The sequence below is a fragment of the Dokdonia sp. Asnod2-E02 genome, assembly GCF_045063915.1.
In the GTDB taxonomy this organism is placed as follows: Bacteria; Bacteroidota; Bacteroidia; order Flavobacteriales; family Flavobacteriaceae; genus Dokdonia.
Map to the genome: position 1 here is coordinate 403,218 of NZ_JBEFNX010000005.1, position 26,232 is coordinate 429,449.

Genomic DNA, 26,232 nt, shown 5'->3' on the forward strand with positions numbered 1-26,232 from the left:
AAAAATAAAGTCAAATCAAGCCAGCTTTAGTGCGAATTTTATAAGTATTTAACGCATTGCTGTATTGCATTACGACAATCTTTTGGCTATTTTTACGACTTAATCCAAATATACCTATGGCAAGTAAACCAGATACTAAAGCAGCTTTATCTTATGAAGATTTTAAACAATCTGTACTTAATGATTATCGCATTGCGGTAACGAGTAGAGAGTGTAGCTTGTTGGGACGAAGAGAAGTTCTTACAGGTAAGGCAAAGTTTGGAATTTTTGGTGATGGTAAGGAGTTGCCGCAACTTGCTTGGGCTCGTGCTTTTCAAAATGGTGACTTTAGATCAGGGTACTACCGTGATCAAACATTTATGATGGCCATAGACCATCTCTCTATAGAAGAGTTTTTTGCAGGTCTGTATGCTCATACAGATATCGCTTTTGACCCTATGAGTGCCGGGAAGCAAATGGGTGGACATTTTGCCACTCATAGTCTTGATCCAGATGGAAATTGGAAAAACCTACTACAACAAAAGAATTCAAGTTCTGATATCTCACCTACGGCTGGGCAAATGCCTAGATTATTAGGTCTTGCACAAGCATCAAAGATTTACAGAAATGTAAAAGAAGCTCAAGGCGAAAATTTCTCAAACAACGGTGATGAAGTAGCTTGGGGAACTATAGGTAACGCAAGTACCAGTGAAGGTTTATTTTTTGAAACTATAAACGCTGCTGGTGTACTACAAGTACCTATGGTAATAAGTGTATGGGATGATGAGTATGGGATCTCAGTACACGCCAGACATCAAACTACAAAAGAAAGTATATCAAAAATTCTTGCAGGCTTCCAGCGTGATGAAGAAGATAATGGTTATGAGATTATAAAAGTAAAAGGATGGGACTACCCTGCCCTAGTAGATGCTTATGAGCGTGCTGGTGCTATTGCTCGTAAAGAGCACGTACCTGTTTTAGTACACGTGGTAGAACTTACACAACCACAAGGACACTCTACGTCTGGTTCACACGAGCGTTATAAAGATCAAGATAGATTACAGTGGGAGCGTGAGTCTGACTGTAATGTACAGTTTAGAACCTGGATTTTAGATCAAGGACTCGCTACAGATGAAGAGCTTAAGGTGATAGATAAAGACCTTAAGAAAAAAGTAAGAGATGGTAAAAAAGCTGCTTGGGAAGCATTTTTACATCCTATCAAAAATGAAAAGCAAAAAATTGTTACCATATTAGAAACACTTATAAGTAATTCTAGTAACGGTAGTTTTATAAAGCCACTACTCACACCACTAGTAGAAAATAAAGAAGCTCTTAAGTCTGATCTTTTAGGCACAGCTAGAAAGGCGCTTAGGTTTACAATAGGAGAAGATAGTCCAGCTAGAACGCAACTCATAGAGTGGATAGATAACTACACAGCAAAAATACAGCCTCAATACAGTGCTCATTTATATAATGAGAATGGTAATGGTGCAACGTCTGTACCTGCTATTGCTCCTACTTACGGAGAAGAAAACCTAGTAGATGGTCGTGTTGTATTAAGAGATAACTTTGATGCAATTTTTGCAAAATATCCTAATACATTAGTTTTTGGAGAAGATGCAGGAGCTATAGGTGATGTAAACCAAGGTCTTGAGGGAATGCAAGAAAAGTATGGTGAGCTGCGCGTGGCAGATGTAGGTATACGAGAAGCAACAATTATAGGTCAAGGTATTGGTATGGCTATGAGAGGTCTCCGCCCTATTGCAGAGATTCAATATTTAGATTACATACTATATGCTATCCAAATAATGAGTGATGACCTTGCTACATTAAGATATAGAACTCACGGTAAGCAAAAAGCGCCACTAATAGTGCGAACTCGTGGTCACAGGCTAGAAGGTATCTGGCATAGTGGGTCTCAAATGGGAGCGATTATACACCTGTTAAGAGGTATGTATGTCCTTACCCCACGTAATATGGTAAAAGCAGCAGGTTTTTATAACACACTTTTAGAAAGTGATGAACCTGCACTAGTTGTAGAGTGTCTTAATGGCTATAGACTAAAAGAAAACTTACCTACTAATATAGGAGAATTTAAAACACCTATAGGAGTTGTAGAGACTGTAAAAGAAGGTACAGATATTACAATTTTATCGTACGGTAGTACTTTGCGTATTATTATGGACGTAGCAAAAGATCTATTATCTGTAGGTATTAATGCAGAAGTTATAGATGCACAATCACTACTACCTTTTGACCTTAATCACGATGTCGTTGAGAGTATAAAGAAAACAAATCGTTTTATCGTAATAGATGAGGATATGCCTGGAGGGGCAAGTGCTTATCTTCTTGATGAAGTACTTAACAAACAAGATGCTTATAAATATCTTGACAGTAAGCCAGAAACACTCGCTGCACAACAGCATAGGCCAGCATATGGTACCGATGGTGATTACTTCTCAAAACCATCTGCAGATGATATTTTTGAAAAGATATATGGAATGATGCACGAGGCAAATCCTTCAAGTTTTCCAAAACTACGATAGATTAAAACAGAAATAGATAGTTATAAAAAAACGAGATACATAATGTGTCTCGTTTTTTAGTTTTATGCTTTCGCGAAAGCGGAATAATAACATACTCCCTACTCTGGGTACTCTATTCTAAGGTGATAGATATTATTGAGCTTCTTTTTAAGAACCTTCTTTATTTGCTGGATTTCTTTAAATGTAATATCAGCATTTAGATACTGATCTTCGTCCATTTGCTTCTTGATAATCTTCTCCACAAAAGCATCTATAAGTGTTGATGTAGGATTCTTAAGACTCTTACTTGCCGCCTCAACACTATCTGCCATCATTAAAATAGCGGTTTCCTTACTAAATGGTAGAGGTCCTGGGTACTGAAAATCTTCAAGGGCAGCATCTTCATTTTTTTCCTTTTCCTTAAAGTAGAAATATTGCACAGTACTGGTACCGTGATGAGTTCTTATAAAATCTATGACACGATCTGGTAGATTATACTTTCGCGCAAGCTCAATACCATTAAGAACGTGATCTATAATGATACGTGCACTTTCCTTTGGTGATAAGTCGTCGTGACTATTAATCCCTGTGGCTTGGTTTTCTGTAAAATCTGTAGGGTTTTCTATCTTTCCTATATCGTGATAGAGAGCCCCTACTCGTACAAGCATTGCATTTGCCCCTATTTCATTTGCTGCTGCTTCTGATAGATTTGCAACGTTAAGACTATGGTGAAAAGTCCCTGGAGCCTCATCTGCAAGTCTTTTTAAAAGCTTACTATTTGTGTCTGAAAGTTCAAGAAGTGAGACGTCACTCACGAGCCCAAACATTTTCTCATAAATATATATAAGCGGTTGCACAAAGAGTGTGGCAAGCCCTGCAAGCATAAACATACCGAAATCTGGCCAGGCAAGCCCCTCTACTCCTCCCTCACTAATAATATGAAAAGCAAAATATGCAAGTATGTAAATTAATGTTATTTGACCAACAGAAATAAACAAGTTTGCTCTCTTATAAAGTTCTGGTACAGTAAGAATAGTTACTATACCTGCAATAACTTGTAAGAAGAAATATTCAAAACTGTCTGGAACTATAAACCCTAAAAGAAGTATAGCAATAACGTGTGTAAAAAGCCCTAATCGCGCATCAAAAAACGCCTTTATAATAAGAGGCAGTATACACATAGGTACAGCATATACATACTGTGGGCTCCACTTTATCACAATGGTTGTAAGTAAAACCATAAGCAGGACATTAAAGAATACAAAGGTCACTTTTGTGTTATTAAGAAACACAGAAGGTCTATAAGTTCTTATAAAAAGGAGCAGCATTACTAAGGCTAGCAATACAAGCAACACATAACCAAAAAGCACCCAGTTATATCTAGACTCGCTTATGTTTTGTGATTCATACTTCTCTTTGAGAGATAATAATTTTTGAAGGTTTTCTCCTTCTACTAGTTCTCCTCTTGCAATAATGATACTTCCCTTAGGAACTATATTATGAGTTTCTGATATACTCGACAACTCAAGATCAAGTGTCTCTCTAGTAAGTTCTTGATCTAAAGAAATATTTGCCTCTAAACCATCAAAAAATGCTTGTAGATATTTGTTTGAGTAGTCCCTGTAAGTGCTAGATTGGGTTGCAGCACTTAATGCGTCTGGTAAGTTACTCAACACAGTAATCTCATCCAGCTTCATTTCTGAAACTTCGTTACCTCTTTTTAAATAGACTAGTCTACCTGTATTATAAACTGGTTTATCTTTTACGACTCCTTTTTTATAAAAACTACTAAGAAGGTTGTTACCATAATCTCTAAGCTCTTGCTTTGCAAACTTATAAGTTATGCTATCTGGAAAGGCCTTATCAAAATTTGTATTAAAAACAGACTGTACTTGACCTAATACATCTTGATTATAATCATAATACACTGCAGATTGTGACTTGATTTGCTCTCTTTCTTCTGCTATCTCGTCTGCACTTTTGAGTATTGCAAAATCTTCGTCTGCATAAAGGTTTTCATACTGCCACGGGAAACCTTTTTGTATCTCATATTTAAATTTTCCACTCTTAGGGAAAAAGTACACTATAAAACCAGCACATATAATGATAAGCAAGAATTTATATAAAAGATCTTGATGTTTATAAAACTTCTGTGCGGTTGTACTCATAAGGTATATTAGTGAGAAGCTAAAGTACTAAAATAATATCGCTTCAAATAGCCTTAGACACTGATGTCGAGCCTCAAAAATCTTAGAATTTTTCTTACATTCGCAAGACTAAAATTAAGCACTTCAAACACAAAAAATATGAGTAAAAACGTTGTTATAGTTGCTGCGGCACGTACACCTATAGGTAGTTTTATGGGGTCATTATCCTCTGTAACTGCAAGTAAGCTAGGAGCTATCGCTATAAAAGGAGCTCTAGATAAAATTAATCTTGACCCCACTTCTGTAAATGAAGTATTTATGGGCAATGTTGTACAAGCTGGTGTAGGTCAAGCTCCTGCTAGACAAGCGGCACTAGGTGCTGGTATTCCAGATACTGTTCCTTGTACAACGGTAAACAAAGTATGTGCCTCAGGTATGAAAGCCGTGATGATGGCAGCTCAAGCTGTTGCTCTAGGAGATGCAGATGTTGTAGTAGCCGGTGGTATGGAAAATATGAGTAGAATCCCTCATTATGTACACCTACGCAACGGTCATAAATTTGGACCACAATCTATGATAGACGGTATGCAAAAAGACGGTCTTGTAGATGCCTATGACGGTAATGCTATGGGCGTATGTGCAGATGCTTGTGCTACAGAGTATGAGTTTTCTCGTGAAGATCAAGATAATTATGCTATTCAATCATACAAGCGTAGTGCGGCTGCTTGGGATGCAGGAAAATTTGACAATGAGGTTGTACCAGTACCAGTACCACAAAGACGTGGTGACGATATTATTGTAGATCGTGATGAGGAGTACACAAATGTAAAGATGGAGAAAATACCTGCTTTACGTCCAGCTTTTACAAAAGACGGGACCGTAACAGCTGCAAACGCATCTACTATAAACGATGGTGCCGGAGCTGTGATTGTTATGAGTGAAGAAAAGGCAAAAGAGCTCAACCTCACACCGCTATGTACAATAAAAGGATATGCAGATGCTGCTCACGAACCAGAATGGTTTACCACTTCTCCATCTAAGGCTTTACCTAAAGCACTTGCAAAAGCTGGAGTTTCTCAAGATGAGATAGACTTTTTTGAATTTAACGAAGCATTTTCTGTAGTAGGTCTTGCAAATATGAAAATATTAGGTCTTACAGATGAAAATACAAATGTAAACGGTGGTGCAGTATCATTAGGACATCCATTAGGATGTAGTGGTGTACGTATACTTATCACCCTTATGAATGTTTTAAAACAAAACAATGCTACACTAGGTGCAGCAGCCATTTGTAATGGTGGCGGTGGCGCATCTGCAATGGTTATAGAAAATCACAACTAAGAGAATTTTATAAAAACTATGCGTTACGGTATCTGCCAGCTTAGTATTGTCCCAATGCGTGCCGAACCTTCGGACCCTAGCGAACTTGTAAACCAGGTTCTCTATGGTGAACATTTTAAAGTTGTAGAGCAACGTAAAAAATGGAGCCGCATTAAACTTTCACACGATAAGTATGAGGGCTGGATAGATAACAAGCAATATATAGAAATAAGTGAGGATGAATACGCTTTCGCGAAAGCGCAACCTATCACCCTCACTACAGATCCCGTACAGTTTATAACCACAGAGCACAAACAACTACTTACCGTGGTTCTAGGAGCTGCTGTAGAAAATATAAGCTTGCTTAAAGATACCTATGAAGGAAACAGCTTCACAGGAAAGACCAGTAAGGAACAGCTTATAGAAACAGCTATGCTTTATTTAAAATCTCCTTATCTATGGGGTGGTAGAACTCCTTTTGGGATAGACTGTAGTGGTTTTACACAAATGGTTTATAGACTTAATGGTTATAGTCTTAAAAGAGATGCATCACAGCAAGCTACGCAAGGCGAAGCTTTAAGTTTTATAGAAGAGAGTGAACCAGGAGATCTGGCATTTTTTGATAATGCAGAAGGTGCTATAACGCACGTAGGTATTATTATGGAAGATAATTATATCATACACGCTCACGGTGAAGTACGTATAGATAGATTAGATCACTCTGGTATATATAATGTGCATAAACGTACGCATACACATAAACTAAGAGTTATCAAGAAAATCATCTAATTATATATTTTCTTAAAGAGAATATTGAAAAACAAAAAACCCGCCTTACTGGCGGGTTTTTTTATGGATATGAAACAATGATTAGTTCATTGCGTCAATTTTTGCTTTCATAGCGTCTGCTTTATTTGTATCCTCAAGTACTTGATACAGGTTAAGTAGGTTATTTGCTATCTCGGCATTATCTGGTTTAAGCTCTAATACTTTCTCCATATAAGTTACCGCTTTTCTGATGTTTGCTTTACGCTCAACTTTAAGAGATTCATACTTATCAAAATCTGCATTTGAAGTACCTAAGCTGTTCATCTGATCTACAAATGTTGCATCTTTTCTTAAAATAAGTGCTCCAAGGTTATTATATGCATTTGCATAACCAGCATCTAGCTCAATTGCTTTATTGTAGTATTCAACAGCTGTCGCGTCATCACCTTGTTGATCTGCAGTTACACCTAGGTTATAGTGAAGTTCTGCATTATTAGGATCAAGTTGTAATACTTTTTCAATGATAGCTCTGTACTCATCTTTCTTATCCATCTTTAAATAGATATTAGATTTTGAAGTAAGAAGCTTTACATCGTTAGGCTTTTTCTCTAGTGCAGTATCTAACATTGCAAGTGCTTTGTCATTCTTATCTTGAAAAGAGTAGATGCTGATTAAATATTCAGTAATAACATTTTCTTTAGACTCGCTCAACCTTTCGCTAGGCTTTACATATTCCTTAGAAAGAACTACGATATCTCTTTCTTGTTTGTTATCAAACTTCTTTTCTTCTCCAGAAGCAGCATTTACTGCATAAAACTCATTTACTTGACCAGTATAACCGGTAGCCATTAGATCTTCAAAGATAGCAGCAGCTTTATCATACTCTTTTGAGTTAAGATAGTTTGAAGCTGCATAGTATTGATAATCTTTATTATCATTACTAAAAGCATACGCTTTTTCTAGCTTTGCTCCAGCATCGCTAAATTTATCTGTGTTTTGATCTTGTACTGCACTATTTACAAGTGCTGCTACAACGTTAGATAGTCCAGTTTGTGCTTGACCATCCATTTTTGTTCCTACAAGAGCCTTAAATGCTTCACCAGCCTTAGTTAAGTCTGCTACATTTTTATTATCAACTCCTAAAAATGCTTGAGCTTTTAAAAGCATAAACTTGCTTTTAGTCTTATCGTCCATCTGGCCTAAAAGAGCATCTGCTGCTCCTACTAAAGACTTAGCCTCTCCATAGCTACCAGATTTGATAGCTTTTTCGATTGCTTTTACTTCCTTCTTTTGTGCAAAAGCCATAGACGTTACGGCAAATGCTATTGCAAATAAAATTTTAGTTTTCATTATAAGTGTTTAATTAATATAAGGGTTTCAAAATTACTCTTTTTTTTCTCAACCCTTATGTGTCTATTCTTCTTCTTCAGAAGAGTTTTCGTTTTGGGTTGTTTCTGAAGCAGTTGTCCCTCCTTCTACTGGAGTTCCATCTACTGTGTCATCTTCATCATCTATATCGTCCTCATCACTTTTTACTTTCGCGACAGCGGCAATAGAATCGTTTCCTTTAAGGTTAATAAGTCGTACTCCTTGTGTTGCACGTCCCATAACTCTTAGTGAAGCTACTTCCATTCTTATAGCGATACCTGATTTATTGATAATCATAAGATCATCTGCATCAGTAACGTTTTTAATAGATACTAGTTCTCCAGTCTTTTCGGTAACAGAGATTGTTTTTACTCCTTTACCTCCACGGTTTGTTATTCTGTAATCTTCAAGACTACTACGCTTACCATACCCTTTTTCTGAAACAACTAGGATGTTACTTTCTGTATCGTTTACAGACACCATTCCTACTACTTCATCTTCATCATTAGCAAGAGTTATGCCACGAACACCAGAGGCGTTTCTTCCCATAGGTCTTGTCTTACTTTCTTCAAAGCGTATTGCCTTACCAGATTTAAGCGCAAGCATCACTTGACTCTCTCCCGTTGTAAGCTTTGCAGACAGTAGCTCATCATTGTCCTTAATAGTAATCGCGTTGATACCGTTAGTACGAGGACGTGAGTATTGCTCTAGTGCTGTTTTCTTCACTTGTCCTTTTTTGGTCGCCATAATGATGTAGTGATTATTTATATAATCTTCATCTTTAAGGTCTCCTGTACATACAAATGCTTTTACCTCGTCATCTTGCTCTATATTAATAAGGTTCTGGATAGCTCTACCTTTTGAAGTCTTACTTCCTTCTGGTATTTCAAAAACACGCATCCAGAAACATTTACCCTTTTGTGTAAAGAATAACATATACTGGTGGTTAGTCCCTACAAATAGATGCTCTAAGAAATCTTCATTACGAGTAGTAGATGCTTTTGTACCTACTCCTCCTCTATTTTGAGTTTTGTATTCTGTAAGTGATGTACGTTTTATGTAACCAGCATTTGAGATAGTAATCACTACCTTTTTATCTGGAATAAGATCTGTGATGCTTACATCACCTCCTGCATACTCTATAATAGAGCGACGCTCATCTCCATACTTATCTTTTATTTCTTGAAGCTCTTCTCTAATGATAGACATACGACGCTCCTTCTTTGCAAGGATATCTTTTAAGTCTTCTATAGTCTTCATTATCTCTTCGTACTCACTACGTAGTTTGTCTTGCTCTAGACCTGTAAGCTGGCGTAAACGCATCTCTACGATAGCCTTTGCTTGAATCTCTGAGAGTTTAAAACGCTCTATTAAGTTTTGTCTCGCCTCATCACCATTTGCACTTGCACGTATGATGGCAATTACTTCATCTATATTATCTGAAGCAATAATAAGACCTTCTAGTATGTGTGCACGAGCTTCTGCTTTTTTAAGCTCAAACTCTGTTCTTCTCACTACTACCTCGTGGCGGTGCTCAACAAAGTGGTGTATCATATCCTTAAGATTTAACATCTCAGGACGCCCGTTTACAAGAGCAATGTTATTTACACTAAATGATGATTGTAGTGCCGTGTACTTATATAACTTGTTAAGTACGATATTTGGGATAGCATCACGTTTTATAACATAAACGATACGCATACCATTACGGTCTGACTCGTCACGTATGGCAGATATACCCTCGATCTTCTTATCGTTGATCATATCGGCCGTTTTCTTAATCATATCAGCCTTATTGACTTGATATGGTATTTCGGTCACAATGATACACTCTCTACCTTTTACTTCTTCAAACTCTGCCTTGGCGCGCATTACAACACGACCACGCCCTGTTTTAAAAGCCTCGCGTACTCCGTCATAACCATAAATAGTTCCTCCGGTAGGAAAATCTGGAGCCTTTACGTGCTCCATAAGTTCATCTATAGTAACGTCATTATTATCTATGTAAGCGTGTATACCGTCTACAACTTCAGAAAGGTTGTGTGGTGGCATATTAGTCGCCATACCCACAGCAATACCAGATGCACCATTTATAAGTAACCCTGGTACACGTGTAGGTAATACGGTAGGTTCTTTAAGGGTATCATCAAAGTTAAGTTGGTGATCTACTGTGTCTTTTTCAATATCTGCAAGCATATCTTCAGATATCTTGCGCATTCTAGCCTCGGTATAACGCATTGCTGCTGGGCTATCACCATCTACAGACCCAAAGTTACCTTGACCATCTACAAGCATATAACGTAAACTCCACTCTTGAGCCATACGTACCATTGCATCATATACAGAGGTGTCACCGTGTGGGTGATACTTACCTAGTACCTCTCCTACTATTCTTGCAGATTTTTTGTGAGCACCACTCGCTCGTATTCCTAACTCGTGCATTCCGTAAAGAACACGACGGTGTACTGGTTTTAGACCATCACGCACGTCAGGTAGTGCACGTGATACGATAACTGACATCGAGTAATCGATGTAAGCAGATTTCATTTCATCTTCAATATTAATCGAGATCAGCTTTTCTCCTTCAGCCATATATAAATTGATTAGATTTTAAGTCAAATTTTTTACAAATAGCAATGTAACCATTTTCGTTATTTTTTATGGGGTTACGCTTTCGCGAAAGCGTACTATTTATCAACAAATTTTAACACGTTCTTTTAATAACTACCCTGTTAATTGTAGGGCAAACTGTCAGGTATTTTTGGTAATTTGGACTGAGGACTTTAAGCGGAATGATTTTTGAACCAGTTTGCTTAAATTTACATAAGAACGAACGAGGAAAGATATGGATGATAATTTTTCGCCAAGAGTAAAAGATGTTATTGCTTATAGTAAGGAAGAGGCATTGCGCCTGGGCCACGATTTTATAGGTACAGAACACTTACTGCTTGGTTTATTAAGAGATGGTAGCGGTAAAGCGATAGATATACTAGGAGCTCTAGAAATAGACCTTGAGCACTTGAGACGTAAGGTAGAAATCTTAAGTCCAGCAAATCCTAATGTGAGCTTGCAAAATAATGACAAGAAGAACTTACATCTTACCAGACAGGCAGAGCGCGCCCTAAAAACAACATTTTTAGAAGCAAAACTTTTTCAAAGCTCTGCTATAAATACGGCTCACCTCCTACTTTGTGTTTTACGCAATGAGAATGACCCAACAACAAAGTTGTTAAACCGCCTCAAGGTAGATTATGACAACGTAAAAGACCAATTTAAACTAATGATGGCAAACGAAAGCGACGAATATATAGAACCTATAAAGTCTGAATCATTTAGCGATGATGCAGATAATGGTGATGAGCAGTCTAAGGAAAACCCCTTTAACAGCCCTACAACCCCTAAGGGTACTAAAAAAAGTAAGACTCCGGTTCTTGATAACTTTGGACGTGATCTTACTGCAATGGCAGACGAGGGTAAACTAGATCCCGTTGTAGGCCGTAGTAAAGAGATTGAGCGTGTATCACAGATACTGAGTAGACGTAAGAAAAATAACCCTCTCCTTATAGGTGAGCCTGGAGTAGGTAAATCTGCCATAGCAGAAGGACTTGCACTACGTATTGTACAGCGTAAGGTATCTCGTATCCTTTTTGACAAACGAGTGGTTACTCTTGATCTTGCTAGCCTTGTAGCTGGAACAAAGTATAGAGGGCAGTTTGAAGAGCGTATGAAAGCCGTTATGAACGAGCTTGAAAAGAATGATGACATTATCTTATTTATAGATGAGATACATACCATTGTAGGAGCTGGAGGAGCAACAGGATCTCTTGATGCTTCAAATATGTTTAAACCTGCTCTCGCTCGAGGCGAAATACAATGTGTAGGTGCAACAACTCTAGATGAATTCCGCCAGCACATTGAGAAAGACGGTGCTCTAGAGCGACGTTTTCAAAAAGTAATTGTAGAACCTACGTCTGTAGAAGAAACAATTGAGATACTACAAAATATTAAAGGTAAGTATGAAGAGCATCATAATGTCTCATATACAGATGAGGCACTTGAAGCGTGTGTAAAACTTACTAATAGATATATGACCGATAGATTTCTTCCAGATAAGGCTATAGATGCTCTAGACGAAGCAGGATCTCGCGTGCATATTACTAATATTGATGTTCCTAAAAAGATTTTAGAATTAGAAAATAAGCTAGAAGAGGTAAGAGAACTCAAAACCTCTGTGGTAAAGAAGCAGAAATATGAAGAGGCCGCAAAGCTGCGTGATGATGAGAAAAATTTAGAAAAAGAACTTGCAATCGCACAAGAGCGATGGGAAGAAGATTCTAAACTTCATAAAGAAGTTGTCTCTGAAGATAATGTGGCAGATGTAGTGAGTATGATGACGGGCATACCTGTTAACCGCATTGCACAAACAGAAAGTAACAAACTTGCAGAACTACCAGCAACAATAAAAGAAAACGTAATAGGTCAAGATGAGGCGGTTGCAAAGGTTGCAAAAGCAATACAACGTAACAGAGCTGGATTAAAAGACCCTAACAAACCTATAGGCTCGTTTATATTCTTAGGACAGACTGGTGTAGGTAAAACGCAACTTGCAAAGGTTCTTGCAAAAGAGCTTTTTGATAATCAAGATGCACTCATCCGTATCGATATGAGTGAGTATATGGAGAAGTTTTCTATCTCAAGACTCGTAGGAGCGCCTCCTGGATACGTAGGATATGAAGAAGGTGGTCAACTCACAGAAAAAGTAAGACGTAAGCCTTACTCTGTAGTTTTACTAGATGAGATAGAGAAAGCGCATCCAGATGTCTTTAATATGTTACTGCAAGTGCTAGATGATGGTTTCTTAACAGATTCTCTAGGCCGTAAGATAGATTTTAGAAATACTATTATCATAATGACATCAAATATCGGGGCAAGAAAGCTTAAAGACTTTGGTCAAGGAGTAGGTTTTGGCACATCATCTCGTAAAACTCAAGCAGATGAAAACGCACGTAGTGTTATTCAAAATGCACTTAAAAAGGCATTTGCTCCAGAATTCTTAAACCGTATAGATGACGTTGTAGTATTTAATGCACTAGAGCGTGAGGATATCCATAAAATTATTGATATCGAGCTAGAAAAACTCTTTACAAGAATCAAAGGACTTGGTTACAACCTATCTTTAAGTGAGAAAGCTAAAGATTACATAAGTGACAAAGGTTTTGATAAAGAGTATGGAGCCAGACCTCTTAAAAGAGCTATACAGAAGTATATAGAAGATGCACTAGCTGAAGAGATTATAAACTCTAAGCTAGAAGAAGGAGATAGCATCTTTATGGATTTTGATACAGATAAGGATGAACTTATTATAGATATCAAAAAAGGAGAGACTACAGAGTCCTAAAAATCTCTTATAATTAAATTAAATCCCTTACTAAACTTAAGTGTTTAGTAAGGGATTTTTTAATTACATAATAGTTAAAGTGCTGGTAATTAATAATTTATTTAATTACATTTAATTATATTCTATTCAAATATCCCCAACTTATGAAAGAATTACAACTCGGTATTCAACTAGAATTCTCGTTTGGCAAAGTCACGGTCTATGAAGACTATGTATATGTCATTATGGATGAAGGTGTAACTGTGCACACAAATTTTAATGATGTATTAATAGCTGTTGCAGAAACCCACTTTGCAGGAAGGAATTTTATTTACATTACCCACAGAATTTATTCTTACTCTATAGATCCTACTATTTATTTAAAAACTGCCAAGGTTAAAAACCTTAAAGGTTTTATAGTAGTTAGTCCCAACAAAGACTTTAAAGATGCTCAAAATATAGAAAAATTATTTTTCTGTAAACCTTTTGCACTGTTTGCAACTATGGAAGAGGCTCTTATTCATAAAGATATAATGCTTTTAGAGTAGCATATTTTTTATAGGAAAATTCTTTACTATTTGAATTGAATTCATCAATTTTGCGGCTCAATAAATCCCCTACATCCGTTGAAAATTACTAAAGAATTTGAATTTGGAGAACTTCACATAGAAGATAATCTTGTTATCGGAATAATGAAAGAAGGCTCTCATATAGACCCCGCATCTAACAGGTTGCTCCTCTCCTATTGTAACGAAGTTTTTGAAAAAAAACCTTTTGGCTATCTATCTCATAGACAGCACTCCTACTCGGTAGACCCAACTGTTTATATAGATGCAGCAAATCATTTTGGACTCAAAGCTATTGCTGTTGTTTCTCAAAATCCAGTTATTGAGACAAACGTCATTATCGAAAAACAGTTTTTTAATCAACCCTTTGAAACATTTAAAACGGTTGAAGATGCAAAAAACTGGTTATCACAAGTTTTAATATAAATCTTCTGGATCTATATTAAGGCTACCTATAAAGGTTTTTCCCAGTTTAATATCGTTAGCAAAGATTCTATCCTCATCTGCAAAGGGTACAACTTCTCTATAGCTTTTTGTAAAAGACTGAAGAAAACTTGACGTATGAAGTGGTTGCCTGTAATGTAATGCCTGTACTGCATTAAGTAATTCTATAGATAGTAATGTTTCCACATTTTCTACAACTTTAAGAAGCTTTGTAGCGGCGTTTGCTCCCATACTTACGTGATCCTCTTGTCCATTTGATGATACGATTGAGTCTACACTTGCTGGAGTACAAAGTTGCTTGTTTTGGCTTACAATGCTTGCTGCAGTATATTGAGGTATCATCATACCACTATTAAGACCAGGGCTATCTACTAAAAATGGCGGTAAACCTCGTAAACCTCCTATTAGCTGGTAAACACGTCGTTCACTTATACTACCCAGTTCAGATAAGGCTATACATAAATAATCTAAAGCAAGAGCTAAGGGCTGACCGTGAAAATTTCCACCACTTATAATCAAATCATCTGCCGGAAAAATGTTAGGATTATCTGTAACACTATTAATTTCTGTTTTAAATGTTTTTGTTGTAAAATCTATAACATCCTTAGTAGCTCCGTGTACTTGAGGTATGCATCTAAAAGAGTATGGGTCTTGTACATTTTCTTTTTCTGTGGCAGCAATCTCGCTGTCATCAAGAAAAGATAAGATACGAGCCGCAGTTTTGATCTGGCCCCTATGCGGTCTTACATAATGTACAAGAGGACTAAAAGGTGATAAATTACAATTAAAAGCATCTATAGATATTGCTCCTATCACATCTGCAAGATATGATAATTTGTGTGCTTTTATGAGAGCAATTACACCATAAGCACTCATAAACTGAGTACCATTAAGGAGAGCAAGACCTTCTTTAGATTGTAAGGTTATTTTAGAGAGTTTATTCTTTTTAAGAGCTTCTCTAGCGTTTATTATAGTATCACCACTCCACACTTCACCCTCACCTAGTAGCGGTAATGCTAGATGAGCTAGAGGAGCTAGATCACCACTTGCGCCAAGAGATCCCTGGTTATAAACTACGGGAAGAATGTCTAAATTAAAAAAATCTATGAGCCGTTGCACAGTATTAATATGCACACCGCTATGACCATAACTTAAGGACTGCACTTTAAGAAGTAGCATTAATTTTACGATATCCTTAGGCACATAATCACCCGTACCACAGGCGTGAGATCTTACTAAGTTTTCTTGAAGCTTAGTTAAGTTTTCGTCTTGAATAGCTACATTACACAAGCTTCCAAAACCAGTATTAACGCCATATACTGGAGTCTTACTGTTCTTTATCTTTTTATCTAAATAAGTTCTTGATGTATTTATATTGAGGATACTCTCCTCACTAAGTTGTAGTTTTTTATGCTCTTCTAAGATAGCAGCAATTGTCTTTAGATCAAGAATTTCACTACTTATATAGTGTATTTGAGACATATGGTCTTATTTTTTACGCAATTTCGTAAAAAACAATGATATAATTAAGAATTATACAATCAAGAGCGTAAAAAGTATCTTACAATAAGCGATTACTAAAGTTTAGAATTCATTTTATCTTCAATATCAATTAAGATAATCATAATTAAAAAATTGAAAATCAGATATTTAAAAATTACAAAATCAATTGTATTTCATCAATTAAAAATTTGCAGAAAAACAATTTAGATTAACAATATGACAATAGATTAGTTATTTATAACAGTAAATTAAATTATGTGATTACTAATTACGCTTTCGCGAAAGCGTAAAAATTATGCAATGGAGAGAACTAATCTAACTTGTTCTCAAGCATTTTACTCACTTTTGAATCTTTAAAAACATAGGTGTATAACCACATAAGCGTAAATGATGGAATTATATCTACCCCAGGGATTAGCTCCTCAACAAAGGTGACTACTCCTCCTACCTTACCGGCCGTCCCTTTATATAATCGAGTCATAAGCCAGGCAGAAAGTGGTGCCCAGGCAATGTCTGCAAAGTCACCTATAACTGGTAAAACCCAGCTTGAGGTCACTATGCCTAGCCCGTCTATGAGCAGTCCGATAAGTAAAAGTTTAAATTTATTAGTTTGATTATCCATAAGTGTATTAAATATAACACTTTAGTTTAATCAAAATACATTCCAAAAATGATTAGTCTAGATTTGAAGATATTAATTTTAAGAATTCATTACGTGTTTCTTGTTTTTCAAACTGACCTCTAAAACCTGAAGTTGTGGTAGTAGAATTTTGTTTTTGAACTCCTCTCATCATCATACACATATGTGAAGCTTCAATAACAACCGCAACTCCTTTAGGTTGCAAAGTTGTATTAATACACTCTAAAATATCGTGAGTAAGTCGTTCTTGTACCTGTAATCTACGAGAAAAAACATCTACAATACGAGGGAGTTTACTTAGGCCCACTATATGTCCATTAGGGATATAAGCAATGTGAGCTTTTCCAAAGAATGGGAGCATATGATGCTCACATAGAGAGTAGAGTTCTATATTCTTTACGATAACCATATCATCATAGTCCTCCTTAAACATAGCACCTTTGAGTATCGCTGCAGGATCCATCTCATAACCAGAGGTTAAATATTGCATAGCCTTTGCAGCTCTCTCTGGAGTTTTTACAATACCTTCTCTTGTGGTATCTTCTCCTAAGCTCTCTATTATAGAAGAAAAATTATTCTTTACATCTTCTGTTACTTCGATGTTGTACTCTTCAAATTTTCTGTATGGCATTCTCTAGTTTCAAAATTGTTTAACCAAAGATACGATTTATTAAACATTATAATTTTCATATTTAACTTTTTATTTAGAGTTTGCTCACTATGACAACTCTAGATTTGTTGGGTCAAATAATCTTTTTTTATGCGTTTTATTGTTTTAGGACTTCTTAGTCTGCTCTATTCTAACCACCTACTTTCTCAAGGTACAAAAACCTTGAACGCAGAGCGCATAGACGAGGTGCCAAAAATAGATGGGATACTAGATGATAATATTTGGAAAACGCTACCCACTTATGGTGACTTTCATATGTTTGAGCCTGGTAATGAAGGAACTATAGAAGAAAATCAACGCACTGAGATTAAAATGGCATATGATGATAAAGCCATTTACATTGCGGCATATTTATATGACCCAAACCCTAAAGATATTGCAAGTCAGTTTAGCCAGCGTGATGAAGTATTTGCTCAGGCAGATCATTTTATGGTAGCTCTGAACACTTATGATGATGGTATAAATGAAACTAGATTTTATGTAACAAGCGCAGGAACCATAGGTGATCAGAGAGTAACTCAAAATACAAGAGACTTTGGTTTTAATGTGGTTTTTGAATGTAAAGTATCTAGAGATGATAAAGGCTGGTATGCTGAGTATCGTATTCCTTATAATGCTTTACGTTTTCCTGAGAGTGAGGTACAAAACTGGAGTGTAAATTTTTATAGACGACTTGTAAATAAAAATGAGACTCATACTTGGAGCAGAATAGAACGTGGAATAGGCAGAGATACACAATATAATGGCACAGTAACCGGAGTACGTAATATAGACCCTCCTGTACGACTTACTTTTTTTCCTTTTGTACAAACTGCTGTTAGTTCTCAAGATGGAAACACAGAAACAAACTTTGCTGGTGGACTTGACATTAAATATGGTCTTACGGATAGTTTTACACTAGACGCCCAGCTTATACCAGATTTTGGTCAAGTAGCTTTTGACAATGTAGTACTTAACTTAGGTCCTTTTGAGCAAACCTTTGGTGAGAACAGAGCCTTTTTTACAGAAGGTATTGACTTGTTTAATAAAGGGAGAATCTTTTTCTCAAGGCGTATAGGTGGTCCTGCAACTGGAAGTGTAACTCTAGAAGAAAGCGACACTGTAAGTGAAGAAATTATAGACTACCCTGCAAAGGTTAAATTACTTAACTCTATTAAAATATCTGGACGTACAAAGGGTGGCCTAGGTATAGGTTTTTTAAACTCCATAGGTAGTAAAACCTTTGCTACAGTAGAGCGTACAGAGATAGACGAAGACGACACCAGTAGCATTATTGAGACCTCACGTCGCGAGGTGCTTATAGAACCTTTATCTAACTATAATGTTTTTGTACTAGATCAACAGTTTAATCAAAACTCTTCTGTATCGCTCATAAATACAAATGTAACAAGAAGCGGTAGCGGTTTTAGAAATGCAAATGTTACAGGAGGGGTATTTGACATTGCAGATAAGGACAATAACTATAATGTATCTGGTAGGGGGATTTTTAGTAATGTAAGAGAGTCTGGTGAGACTACTACGGGTTTTCAGTCTGAATTTGATTTTAGAAAAATATCTGGGAACTGGAGGTATCGCGTGGGTCACGACTTTGCAAATACTAAACTTGATATAAATGATCTAGGTGTTAATTTTAGAAACAACTTCAATAATTTTACTCTAGGAGGTTCTTATCAACTCATACAGCCTAAGGGAAAATTTAATAACTATAGATTTGATGTTACTGTACGCCACCAGCGCTTATACAAGCCCAGCGTAAAAACTCGTAACAGCATACGTTTTAACTCATTTTTTGCTACAACAAAGCGACTCGCCTTTGGTGGTAACTTAAGTCTTAATGGTAAAAATCAAGATTACTTTGAGCCACGTGTAGATGGTAGATTTGTAACTTTTGAGTCTAACTTAGGTGGTGGAGGTTTTGTCTCAACAGACTTTAGAAAGAAATTTGCATTTGATGCTGGAGGAGCGGTAAGGCAATGGTTTGGGAATCAAGACCAGTTTAATTACAGTTTTAATTTTTCTCCTCGATATCGATTTTCAGAAAAATTGCTTGTTATTTTTGCTACAAATTACTCAAGTAGAAAGAATAACTTTGGGTGGGTAGATAATACAGATACTGAAGTCTTTTTAGGACTAAGAGATGTAGTGTCTTTTGAAAACAGAGTTACTGCAAACTTTAATTTTGATCCTTATAAGGCCATAAACCTTAGTTTACGTAATTTCTGGGCAGCCTCAGATCATAGTAGTAATATCTATTATACACTCAATGATGACGGCTCAAGGTCTCAAATTGCAGATTATAATTTTGATGAGCGTAGAGACCCTAATGCAAATTTTAATGTATGGAATTTAGACTTAAGTTTTAGATGGCGATTTGCTCCAGGGAGTGAAGCTTCCCTACTCTATCGTAATCAAATTTCTAAGTTTGATGAGCAATCTACAATAGGGTATAATGAAAGTCTATCTAACCTCTTTCAAGAACCACTTAATCACACATTATCACTAAGAGTAACTTACTTCATAGACTATAATAATATTAAACACGTCTTTAAAAAGGTTTCTTAATTTCTTAGACTAATAAGTTATTATAGTATTTTCACAGCTAAGCAATTTTTTTATGGTTAAGGCACAGCATATTTCTAAAACTTTTGGTGAACTTAAAGTATTAAAAGACGTCTCACTTACTGTAAATAAAGGTGAAGTCGTCTCTATAGTAGGGCAAAGTGGTGCTGGTAAAACAACATTACTGCAGATAATAGGTACGCTAGATAGTCCTGATGTAACCGCAGATGCTAGTCTTAATATTAATGGTAAAGAGATCATTGGTATGAAAGCAAAACTTATGAGTGTCTTTCGTAATGAGCATATAGGTTTTATATTTCAATTTCATCAATTACTACCAGAATTTACTGCATTAGAAAATGTATGTATACCGGCCTACATTGCAAAAAAAGACAAAGCACCTACTGAAAAAAGAGCAAAAGAATTACTTGACTTTTTAGGCCTATCACATCGTTATGACCACAAGCCTAATGAGCTCTCTGGAGGTGAGCAACAGCGAGTGGCTGTCGCTCGTGCACTTATAAACAATCCTTCTCTCATACTTGCAGATGAACCTTCTGGAAATCTTGACACAGAAAGTGCAGATCACCTACATAAATTATTTTTCAAGCTACGAGATGAGTATAATCAAACAGTGATTATTGTAACTCACAATGAAGAGCTTGCAGATATGGCAGATCGCAAACTTGTGATGAAAGATGGAAGTTTTGTAACTTCTTAAAAGGCTACGCAGTTTGTACTTATTGTGCGATGGCTACACTATGTATTAATCTCTAATTTTAAGATGAACAAAAAGGAGCTCAAAATATTTTTAGACGAGAAGGCCGCTCAGTATGAAAACAATGATTTTATACCCCACGACCCTATCCAAATTCCGCACAGGTTTGATACTAAAGAAGATATTGAGATAGCCGCATTTCTTACTGCTACCATAGCCTGGGGGAATAGAAAGAGCATTATTAATAATGCTACAAAAATGATGAATATAATGGGCAATACTCCACACGATTTTGTCTTAAATTATCATCCTGACCAGTCATATTTATTTGACGGTTTTGTACACCGTACTTTTAATAGTATCGATTTAGAAACGTTTATACGTGCGCTTCAAAATATTTATACAAATCACGGAGGCTTAGAACAGGTCTTTTTATCAGGAATTAAAGATGGTGATTTACAACCCGCAATCACTCACTTTAAAAAAGTATTTTTTGAGGTAGACCACCTACCTCGCACGCAAAAGCACGTCAGTGATCCGTCTAAAAATTCAGCAGCAAAGCGTATTAATATGTTTTTAAGGTGGATGATAAGAGATGCAAGCCGTGGTGTAGACTTCGGTATATGGAAATCAATCTCTCCTGCCCTATTATCTTGCCCTCTTGATGTACATACGAGCAATGTTGCAAGGAAGCTGAGATTGCTTTCGCGAAAGCAAAATGATGGTAAAACCCTTGCAGAGCTAGATAAGGCCCTCAGAAAAATGGATCCTAATGATCCTGTAAAATATGATTTTGCGCTATTTGGACTCGGTGCTTTTGAAAATTTTTAATTTATCTTTAATTATTCTTTGAGCGGCGTGTTATGTCGCTATATTAAAACCTACTAACTAGTTTTATCTATACCTGTGAAGAAACCAGAACAACCCGTAAATGAGCAAGAAAGACTCAAGGCTTTACATTCCTATGAGTTACTTGACACACTTCCAGAAGAGGCTTATGACACTATCACAAAGCTAGCTTCTTATATATGTGATACCCCTATATCACTAGTTACACTTCTAGATGCAGATAGAAATTTTCTAAAATCTAGATTAGGTATAGATATGTCTGAGTCACCTAGAGATATCTCATTTTGTGGGCACGCAATACTCACAGAGAAACCTATTTTTATAGTAGAAGATGCACGTCTAGATGAGCGTTTTCAAGATAATCCGCTCGTAAAGGATTTTAAAGCAATATTTTATGCTGGTGTCCCTCTCAAAACGGCAGATGGTCACGCACTAGGTACACTTTGTGTATATGATCACAAGCCCAGAATACTTGACGAGCAACAGCAAGAAGCGCTACTAGGTCTTGCAAAACAAGTGATTTTACTATTTGAAGCCCATAAGCAGAATATAGAATTACAGAGGTCGCAAGAAGAGGCAGCTTTACGTAACGATAGACTAGAAGATTTTGCAAGGCTTATAGCTCACGATCTAAAATCACCACTTGCAAGTATAGAAGGCTTAGTAAATTTATTATCTGAAGATTATGCAGAAGATAATGATGAAGATTTTACAATGTTTATGGGTCATCTCAGCACATCTGCAAAATCTATGAGAAATTACATAGATGGCTTATTAGAGTATTATAGAGCAGATACACTACTGGCAAAAAGAGCAGATATAACTCTTGAGACTATTGTAAACGAGGTGAAAAACATTCATAAATCTGGTGATATTATAATCTCTCTAGCAAATACAATAAATCTTAAAGCAGTACCTGTAGTAGCTATAGAGCAAGTTATATCTAACCTTATAGATAATGGTGTTAAGTACAACACAAGTGAGCATCCAGAGATAACTCTAAGTGGTGATATAACTAAAGATTTTTATAGTATCTCTGTGGCAGATAATGGTGTAGGTATACCACAAGATATGCAAGCAACTATATTTGAACCTTTTAAGACTATGGGTACAAATGATCGTAATGGTAATAAAGGTACCGGGATGGGTCTAGCTACAGTAAAAAAACTAGTCGAAGCTCTAGGTGGCGTTATTACCGTAGACTCTACTGTTAATAAAGGGAGTATTTTCACTTTTACCATTAGGCGATAAAGTGTCTTTTATCTATTTTTGAACAAATCAGAAAACCCTTATGCAGTTTAGACATCCAGAACTACTTTATGCCCTGTTCTTGCTGCTTATTCCTATTCTCGTTCACTTATTTCAGTTACGTAAGTTTAAGACAGAGTCTTTTACAAACGTTGCATTTCTAAAGAAAATAAAAACGCAGACCCGTAAAAGCAATTCCATAAAAAAATGGCTTGTATTACTCACTCGTATGGCAGCGCTAACAGCAATAGTCATTGCTTTTGCTCAACCTTTTATTACAGAGACTAGCGAGGCTACCTTACCTAAAGAGACCATAATCTACCTAGATAACTCTTTTAGTATGCAAGCAAAAGGTCCATCTGGCCAACTTTTAAGAACTGCTGCTCAAGATCTTGTTACAACTATAAAGGAAGATCAAAAGTTTACATTGCTTACTAATAATGCTACCTATAGAGATATCACTATTAAAGATATTAGAAACGACCTACTCCAGTTACCCTTTACTTCTAATCAATTATCTGAAGAGGCAATTACTCTTAGAGCTCAGAAGGAATTTACAAATGATGCTTCTACAAGTAAACGACTTGTCTTTATATCAGATTTTCAAGATAATGCTAGTACATACCAGCAAGACGTTGCTTCCATCACAAAAAGTTATATTCAGGTAGCTCCAGTTATAAAAAACAACGTAAGCATCGATTCTATTTACGTTTCTTCAAGAAAACCTTCAGGAATTGAACTCTCAGTAACTATCTCAACACTTGAAAAGAGAGAGACTAATACCGCGGTATCCTTATATGATGGTAATAAATTACTTGCAAAAGGAACTGCTTCATTTAACGAAAACTTAGATGCTACCGTAGTATTTGATGTAGACGCAACAGCAGGTATAGAAGGCCGCGTAGAGATAGATGATCCATTATTACCCTATGATAACACACTTTTCTTTACGATTAACAAGGATAGACCTATACGTGTACTGGTTATTAACGGTGGTAATTCTAGCTATTTACAGCGCATCTTTACAGCTCCAGAGTTTGAGTATAAAGCCACTAGTATTCAAGATTTAGATTACAGCATCATACCAGATGTAAACTATATCGTAATTAATGAGGTAGAAGACATATCACCATCATTAAGTGGAGCTATAAACGCTTTCGCGAAAGCGGGAGGAATCTGCACCATTATACCTAGCAGTACAACATCACCTAGCTCGTATAGCACCGTACTGCAAAATGTGAGTTCATTACAAATAAGTAACACTAGTAAAGAGAAAAAACTAGTAACAACTATAAACTATGACCATCCTATTTATCGAGATGTTTTTGATACAAGAATAGAAAATTTTCAATACCCATCTGTAAGTGAATCATTTGTAATCTCTGGAGGTGATCCTATTTTAAAATATCAAGATGGAAGCAATTTTCTTACTACACAAAATGGCATTTATACCTTCTCAGGAAGCATAGCTCAAAAAAATTCAAACTTTAAAAGTTCGCCACTCATTGTACCTACTTTTTACAATATGGCTAGGCAGAGTTTACAGCTACCAGAGTTATATATGACTGCCGGTGTGACTAATGTTTATGATATACCTATCGTACTGCAAGAAGATGGTATCTTAACACTAGAACAAAACACAAGTGCTTCAAATAACCTCATACCACTACAACAGTCTAAAGGTAGTAAAGTGCAAATTACTACTACACAAACCCCCGCAGCTGCAGGTATTTATAATGTAGTCTCTGGCTCAACAATGGTACAGCAAGTAAGCTATAATTACAACAGGTCAGAAAGTAACTTGAGGTACGTACAGCTAGACAAAAACGATAACTATCACACCAGTGTTACTAGTTTATTTGATGCATTTGAGACTAGAGATAACATACAATCTCTTTGGAAATGGTTTATTATTTTTGCCTTACTATTTCTAGTATTAGAAATCCTGATTTTAAAATTCTATAAATGAAAGTACTCATAAAGAACGCCACAATCATAGATACCGAGAGCTCGTATCACGGCTCAACGCAAGATATCAGGATTAAAGATGGTGTGATTATAGAGATTAACCAGAATCTCGCTAGTCTTAAAGGAGAAACCATCATAGAAAAAGAAGATTTATACATCTCACAAGGCTGGTTTGACACGAGTGTGAGTATGGGTCAACCTGGTTATGAAGAGAGAGAAACTATAGATAACGGGCTTAACGTAGCAGCTAGTAGTGGTTTTACAGCAGTGGCTCTCAACCCAAACACACATCCTATAGTAGACACAAGCTCTGATGTTACTTTTGTAAAAAAAATGGCCGAAGGTCACGCAACATCATTATATCCTATAGGTGCGCTTACGCGAAATAGTGAGAGCGTAGATCTTGCAGAGTTATATGATATGCAACAATCTGGAGCGGTCGCTTATGGCGATTACCAGACGCCTATTAAAAATCCAAATCTCCTTAAAATTGCATTACAATACACACAGGGATTTAATGGACTTGTTTTATCATTTCCGCAAGAGCAGCAAATAGCTGGTAAAGGGATGGTAAATGAAGGTGTGATGAGCACAAGAGTAGGCCTTAAAGGTATACCTGCCATTGCAGAGAGTTTACAGATAGCAAGAGATTTACATATACTAGAATATGCAGGTGGTAAACTGCACATACCCACAGTCTCAACAAAGGAAGGACTTGCCTTAATACGAGCTGCAAAAAGTAAAAAACTTAACGTCACTTGTAGTGTTGCAATTCATAATTTATGCCTTACAGATGATCTTATAGAAGATTTTGATACACGTTATAAAGTCTTACCTCCTCTTAGAAATAAAGAACACATAGAGGCCTTAGTAGCGGCTGTAAAAGATGGCACTATAGATACTGTTACGAGTGATCACAATCCGCTGGATATAGAGCGCAAAAATGTAGAGTTTGACAATGCTATGTATGGAACCATCGCACAAGAAGCTACATTTAAGGCACTTCTTACCATCGTGTCAGAAAAGAGAGCTGTCACTTTGCTCACCGCTGGAAGAGCAATATTTACAAAACAAACGAACCCAGTAAAAGAACAAGCTACAGCAAACCTCACACTTTTCTCAACGAAAGGAACAAGTATATTTAAAAAAGAACATATAAAGTCTAGTTCTCATAACGCCATTTTCCTCAACCAAAAGATGAAGGGAGAAGTATATGGTATTATAGCAAATAATCAAGTAGTACTTAACTAATGGATGAAAACACAGTATTTGAAGGAAAAACAGCTGCCGTTGTAAGCTACATTACCTTTGTAGGTCTTATCATAGCTTATTTTATAAATAGCGAGTCAAAAAATGAATTTGCAGCCTTTCACTTAAGACAATCATTAGGATTAACATTAAGCTACTTCTTAATTATGATGCCCCTTAGCTATCTTAATATACCTATGGCATCTGGTGGGTTTTTAGTGCTATTTTTTGCCCTCTGGTTATATGGTATCATCTCTGCCTTTCAAGGAAAGAGACAACTGGTCCCTTTAGTAGGATCATTTTATCAAAATATTTTTGGAGGAAATAACTAGTCT

Annotated in this window: 19 protein-coding genes; 13 read left to right on the forward strand and 6 right to left on the reverse strand. The window is 36.3% G+C overall.

Annotated elements, in window-relative coordinates; genetic code table 11:
* Positions 1-116 precede the first annotated feature (116 nt).
* A complete protein-coding gene (locus ACJJVM_RS01765; RefSeq protein ID WP_405210594.1) occupies positions 117-2,525 on the forward strand; it encodes a thiamine pyrophosphate-dependent enzyme in 2,409 nt (802 codons plus the stop codon).
* Positions 2,526-2,623: 98 nt separating this feature from the next.
* Here the strand turns inward: ACJJVM_RS01765 and ACJJVM_RS01770 are convergent, their stop codons facing one another.
* Positions 2,624-4,672 (reverse strand): HD family phosphohydrolase, encoded by a 2,049-nt coding sequence (locus tag ACJJVM_RS01770; RefSeq protein WP_405210595.1) that lies wholly within the window; start codon positions 4,670-4,672, stop codon positions 2,624-2,626.
* 138 nt (positions 4,673-4,810) lie between these two features.
* Here ACJJVM_RS01770 and ACJJVM_RS01775 point away from each other — a divergent pair, with 138 nt between their 5' ends.
* Together ACJJVM_RS01775 and ACJJVM_RS01780 are read left to right on the forward strand one after the other, a co-directional pair.
* A complete protein-coding gene (locus tag ACJJVM_RS01775; protein WP_405210596.1) occupies positions 4,811-5,992 on the forward strand; it encodes an acetyl-CoA C-acyltransferase in 1,182 nt (393 codons plus the stop codon).
* A gap of 18 nt (positions 5,993-6,010) precedes the next feature.
* The gene (locus ACJJVM_RS01780; protein ID WP_298350467.1) at positions 6,011-6,760 is read left to right on the forward strand and encodes a C40 family peptidase; all 750 of its coding nucleotides are present in this window, start codon (positions 6,011-6,013) and stop codon (positions 6,758-6,760) included.
* A gap of 81 nt (positions 6,761-6,841) precedes the next feature.
* Here the strand turns inward: ACJJVM_RS01780 and ACJJVM_RS01785 are convergent, their stop codons facing one another.
* Positions 6,842-8,089 (reverse strand): tetratricopeptide repeat protein, encoded by a 1,248-nt coding sequence (locus tag ACJJVM_RS01785; RefSeq protein ID WP_405210597.1) that lies wholly within the window; start codon positions 8,087-8,089, stop codon positions 6,842-6,844.
* Positions 8,090-8,152: 63 nt separating this feature from the next.
* Positions 8,153-10,699: a DNA gyrase subunit A gene (gene gyrA / locus ACJJVM_RS01790; RefSeq protein ID WP_035337046.1), complete on the reverse strand. Its 2,547-nt coding sequence runs from the start codon at positions 10,697-10,699 to the stop codon at positions 8,153-8,155.
* Between the two features lie 253 nt (positions 10,700-10,952).
* Here gyrA and ACJJVM_RS01795 point away from each other — a divergent pair, with 253 nt between their 5' ends.
* The 3 genes from ACJJVM_RS01795 (at position 10,953) to ACJJVM_RS01805 (ending at position 14,476) form a co-directional block, all read left to right on the forward strand.
* The gene (locus ACJJVM_RS01795; protein WP_298350462.1) at positions 10,953-13,505 is read left to right on the forward strand and encodes an ATP-dependent Clp protease ATP-binding subunit; all 2,553 of its coding nucleotides are present in this window, start codon (positions 10,953-10,955) and stop codon (positions 13,503-13,505) included.
* A gap of 143 nt (positions 13,506-13,648) precedes the next feature.
* A complete protein-coding gene (locus ACJJVM_RS01800) occupies positions 13,649-14,032 on the forward strand; it encodes a hypothetical protein (RefSeq protein ID WP_298350460.1) in 384 nt (127 codons plus the stop codon).
* Positions 14,033-14,110: 78 nt separating this feature from the next.
* Positions 14,111-14,476, forward strand: a complete 366-nt coding sequence (locus ACJJVM_RS01805; RefSeq protein WP_298350458.1) for a hypothetical protein — start codon at positions 14,111-14,113, stop codon at positions 14,474-14,476.
* On the opposite strand, the gene hutH is transcribed toward ACJJVM_RS01805, so the two are convergent.
* The 3 genes from hutH to folE all read right to left on the reverse strand — a co-directional run bounded on the left by hutH (position 14,468) and on the right by folE (position 17,268).
* The gene (gene hutH, locus ACJJVM_RS01810; protein ID WP_405210598.1) at positions 14,468-15,976 is read right to left on the reverse strand and encodes a histidine ammonia-lyase; all 1,509 of its coding nucleotides are present in this window, start codon (positions 15,974-15,976) and stop codon (positions 14,468-14,470) included. The genes ACJJVM_RS01805 and hutH overlap by 9 nt on opposite strands.
* 331 nt (positions 15,977-16,307) lie before the next feature.
* Positions 16,308-16,619 carry a hypothetical protein gene (locus ACJJVM_RS01815; RefSeq protein WP_298350454.1) on the reverse strand — a complete coding sequence of 104 codons (312 nt, stop codon included), beginning with the start codon at positions 16,617-16,619 and terminating at the stop codon, positions 16,308-16,310.
* A 52-nt stretch (positions 16,620-16,671) separates the two neighbouring features.
* Positions 16,672-17,268, reverse strand: a complete 597-nt coding sequence (gene folE, locus ACJJVM_RS01820; protein ID WP_298350452.1) for a GTP cyclohydrolase I FolE — start codon at positions 17,266-17,268, stop codon at positions 16,672-16,674.
* Between the two features lie 129 nt (positions 17,269-17,397).
* On the opposite strand from folE, the gene ACJJVM_RS01825 reads away from it, so the two are divergent.
* From ACJJVM_RS01825 to ACJJVM_RS01855, 7 genes are all read left to right on the forward strand, one after another.
* Positions 17,398-19,869 carry a DUF5916 domain-containing protein gene (locus ACJJVM_RS01825; RefSeq protein ID WP_405210599.1) on the forward strand — a complete coding sequence of 824 codons (2,472 nt, stop codon included), beginning with the start codon at positions 17,398-17,400 and terminating at the stop codon, positions 19,867-19,869.
* 52 nt (positions 19,870-19,921) lie between these two features.
* Complete coding sequence (locus tag ACJJVM_RS01830) at positions 19,922-20,587, forward strand: ABC transporter ATP-binding protein (RefSeq protein WP_405210600.1); 666 nt, start codon at positions 19,922-19,924, stop codon at positions 20,585-20,587.
* 63 nt (positions 20,588-20,650) lie between these two features.
* Complete coding sequence (locus ACJJVM_RS01835; protein WP_405210601.1) at positions 20,651-21,415, forward strand: TIGR02757 family protein; 765 nt, start codon at positions 20,651-20,653, stop codon at positions 21,413-21,415.
* A gap of 75 nt (positions 21,416-21,490) precedes the next feature.
* Positions 21,491-22,684 (forward strand): ATP-binding protein, encoded by a 1,194-nt coding sequence (locus ACJJVM_RS01840; RefSeq protein ID WP_405210602.1) that lies wholly within the window; start codon positions 21,491-21,493, stop codon positions 22,682-22,684.
* A 40-nt stretch (positions 22,685-22,724) separates the two neighbouring features.
* Positions 22,725-24,650, forward strand: a complete 1,926-nt coding sequence (locus tag ACJJVM_RS01845) for a BatA domain-containing protein (RefSeq protein WP_405210603.1) — start codon at positions 22,725-22,727, stop codon at positions 24,648-24,650.
* Positions 24,647-25,900, forward strand: coding sequence for a dihydroorotase (locus tag ACJJVM_RS01850; RefSeq protein ID WP_405210604.1), 1,254 nt, complete (start codon positions 24,647-24,649; stop codon positions 25,898-25,900). Before ACJJVM_RS01845 ends, ACJJVM_RS01850 begins: the two co-directional genes overlap by 4 nt.
* Positions 25,900-26,229 (forward strand): DUF4870 domain-containing protein, encoded by a 330-nt coding sequence (locus ACJJVM_RS01855; protein ID WP_405210605.1) that lies wholly within the window; start codon positions 25,900-25,902, stop codon positions 26,227-26,229. The genes ACJJVM_RS01850 and ACJJVM_RS01855 overlap by 1 nt, the downstream gene beginning before the upstream one ends.
* The last annotated feature ends 3 nt before the right edge of the window (positions 26,230-26,232 follow it).